The sequence below is a fragment of the Clostridia bacterium genome (assembly GCA_014360065.1).
Taxonomy (GTDB): domain Bacteria; phylum Bacillota; class DSM-521; order Neomoorellales; family JACIYF01; genus JACIYF01.
In genome coordinates this window covers 1-2485 of the sequence record JACIYF010000208.1, presented here as the reverse complement: position 1 = coordinate 2485, position 2485 = coordinate 1, and the positions used below count along the sequence as shown (strand labels likewise).

The 2485-nt window shown below is 55.6% G+C and carries 6 protein-coding genes; 5 read left to right on the top strand and 1 reads right to left on the bottom strand.

Translation table 11 applies throughout. The annotated features are described in order from the left end of the window. On the bottom strand, nt 1-321 hold a 321-nt coding region (locus tag H5U02_15070; protein MBC7343741.1), incomplete at its 3' end, for an arsenate reductase ArsC. A 425-nt stretch (nt 322-746) separates the two neighbouring features. Between H5U02_15070 and H5U02_15065 the strand changes: the two genes are divergently transcribed. The 5 genes from H5U02_15065 to H5U02_15045 all read left to right on the top strand — a co-directional run bounded on the left by H5U02_15065 (nt 747) and on the right by H5U02_15045 (nt 2346). Continuing rightward, nucleotides 747-923 carry a hypothetical protein gene (locus H5U02_15065; GenBank protein ID MBC7343740.1) on the top strand — a complete coding sequence of 59 codons (177 nt, stop codon included), beginning with the start codon at nt 747-749 and terminating at the stop codon, nt 921-923. Nucleotides 924-967: 44 nt separating this feature from the next. Continuing rightward, nucleotides 968-1153: a histidine kinase gene (locus H5U02_15060; GenBank protein MBC7343739.1), complete on the top strand. Its 186-nt coding sequence runs from the start codon at nt 968-970 to the stop codon at nt 1151-1153. Nucleotides 1154-1240: 87 nt separating this feature from the next. Continuing rightward, nucleotides 1241-1573 (top strand): thioredoxin, encoded by a 333-nt coding sequence (gene trxA / locus H5U02_15055; protein MBC7343738.1) that lies wholly within the window; start codon nt 1241-1243, stop codon nt 1571-1573. Nucleotides 1574-1657: 84 nt separating this feature from the next. Continuing rightward, on the top strand, nt 1658-2053 hold the full coding sequence (locus tag H5U02_15050) for a DUF302 domain-containing protein (protein MBC7343737.1): 396 nt from the start codon (nt 1658-1660) through the stop codon (nt 2051-2053). A 56-nt stretch (nt 2054-2109) separates the two neighbouring features. After that, nucleotides 2110-2346, top strand: a complete 237-nt coding sequence (locus tag H5U02_15045; GenBank protein ID MBC7343736.1) for a 4Fe-4S ferredoxin — start codon at nt 2110-2112, stop codon at nt 2344-2346. Nucleotides 2347-2485: the final 139 nt, after the last annotated feature.

Here is a 2485-nt window from a genome sequence, read left to right as displayed (position 1 = left end):
CCAGTGTAGGCGGCGGATGGAAGGCGGGGTGACCGGGCACCTCTCCTCGGCATCGCCGCACAGGGTTACTACTACATCCATCTGGGAAAGCAATTGGGGATCGATGGCTTTAGAGGTCTGTTGGCTGATATCGATTCCCACCTCGGCCATAGCCGCGACTGCCCTCGGGTTCAACCCGGCTGGCTCCAGCCCGGCGCTATAGACCTCTATGGGCTGGGAGGTGGAGCTGGTGCCCTGGAGTTCTCGGGCCAGGTAGCGAGCCCACCCTTCCGCCATTTGGCTACGACAGGAGTTTCCGGTACAGAGAAACATGATGCGCATAGTCTTGTCGACCTCACTTGCCTACAGCTTTAGTCTGACCTGACAGTCCCGGCGCGGGATTACTATTTGCTAGCCAGGAGGGATTCGCAATTTGGGGCGGCAAATCCTCTCGAAGGAAGACGGATGTCGAGTTAAATTTGGGAATCTGGCCTGAAAAAATTTCATAAATGCTATTGCCAGCGAAGGATGCCACGTAGTATACTTGAAGACAACAGGACCGGCTTAGGCAAAGTCGAAGCCCAAGCATTAAAGAGGCAGCAGGCAAAGCCAAGGCTCCGGTTTTCAGCTACCTAGGTTGAAGAAGTGAGGTGTTCAATTTGATCAACGTAGACGTATCCGATGATGCCCGCGATTACATCAAAGAAAAGACAGATACAGTTACGGTAAAACTAGAAGCGTGTGCTAGTTGAGGGGGCGTAACCTATATGCCTGCCGTGTATGCAGGTGAGCCCAGTTCGCCCGAAGATTATGAGATGATTACTAGCAATGGGATTAAGGTTTATGTCCCCAAGCATATACGAGTGCACCGGGATGGCATCCGGCTGTTCATGAGCGGACGAAGCTTCTGGCGTCGCCTAGTAGTCACCGGCTTGTACGCGTGACTGGCCGGTCTTGGCGAGGATCAGGAGGGGAGGAGGTTGGACCCATGGCCGACAAAAATGAGGGGTTAAACTCAGGCGCTGATGGGTTCGGCAAGGAGGAGCGCATCCGGCAGCTTGAGGAGCAGATTGCGGATTTGCGGGCCAGGCTTCCTGCTCACTCGGTGAAGCCAGCTATGTTAGTGGAGCTGGAAGAGCTAGAGGAGGAACTAGAGCGGCTCCGGAACCAGTAAAAAGGTGGTTAAGCTTTGGGCTGGAAATTGCTTCCAGGGGTCGCAGACGTTTAAGGGCTAAGGGCTATATCGAAGGGGGTCTTGATGATGGCGAATATCATTCATGTGGACGACAACACTTTTGTTAGCGAAGTGATGGGCTCAGCCACGCCGGTGGTGGTGGATTTCTGGGCAGAATGGTGTGGTCCTTGCCGGATGCTGGCGCCGGTAATGGAGGACTTGGCCCAAGAGCTGGAGGGCACCGTCAAGGTGGCCAAGCTGAACGTGGATGAGAATCAGGAGACGGCGGCCAGCTATGGGGTTATGAGCATTCCTACCCTGATCGTTTTCAAGAACGGGGAGGAAGTCGGACGCTTGATTGGCTATCAGCCTAAGGCGCAAATAATGGCCCAGCTTAAAGAGATGCTGGCCCTTAATTAAGCGTTGGGCGCAAGGACTAAAGGATATGGCTTGCGCTTGGCGCAGTATCGGCCGGGCGGGGCCAATGGCGGGAAGGTGAAAACGGTGGATCGAGCCGAGATGCATTACACGGTAAAGAGCACCAAGGCCTTTGATGATGCCGTGAAGGCGGTGGAAGAAAGGTGTGTGGCCAACGGTTTCCGGGTCCAGCACATTCATGATGTCCAGGCTACCTTACGCTCCAAGGGGCTGGAGATGGAGCCGCTCAAGATCATTGAAGTTTGCGATGCGCCCCATGCCCATGCGGTCTTGAGTAAGGACATCCTGATTAGCCTAATGATGCCCTGCAAGATCAACGTGTATAGCCGCAATGGGGAAACTTACATCAGCGGTTTGCGCCCGACCATGCTGGCCCAGTTTTTCCCGGAAGCTAACCTCCAAGAGGTGGCCCAGGAGGTAGATGCCATAGTCCGCCGAGTAATAGATGAAGCCGCTGCTTGAGGGCAGGCAGGCGAGGCCATAAGTAGCCCAAGTCCCGAGCTGAGGGGGCGGTAAAGGTGCCGGTACTGGTAGATCCAGTCCGTTGTGATGGGTCGCCCGATTGTCCCTCGGTCAAGTGGTGCCCCTCTGGGGCCCTTACCTATAATGCCGAGGCTAAGAAATTGGATTATGACCGCTCCGTCTGCACTGACTGCGGGAAATGTGTGACCTGGTGCGAGCCTGGGGCCATTTACCGGGTGGAGACGGATGCCGAGTGGGAGTTTTTGAAGCAGGAGCTGGAGCGGTCGGCCTGAGGTTCGAGGCCGACCGCTCCAGCTGCCTAGGTTTAGCATGCGTAGTTGGATTACTAAGCTCCCAGTTCGGCTTTGGTCAAACAAGGGCCTAGCGGTGGGCAGGTTGGGGTTGGTGGGATAACCGGCAATAGGCCGGCAT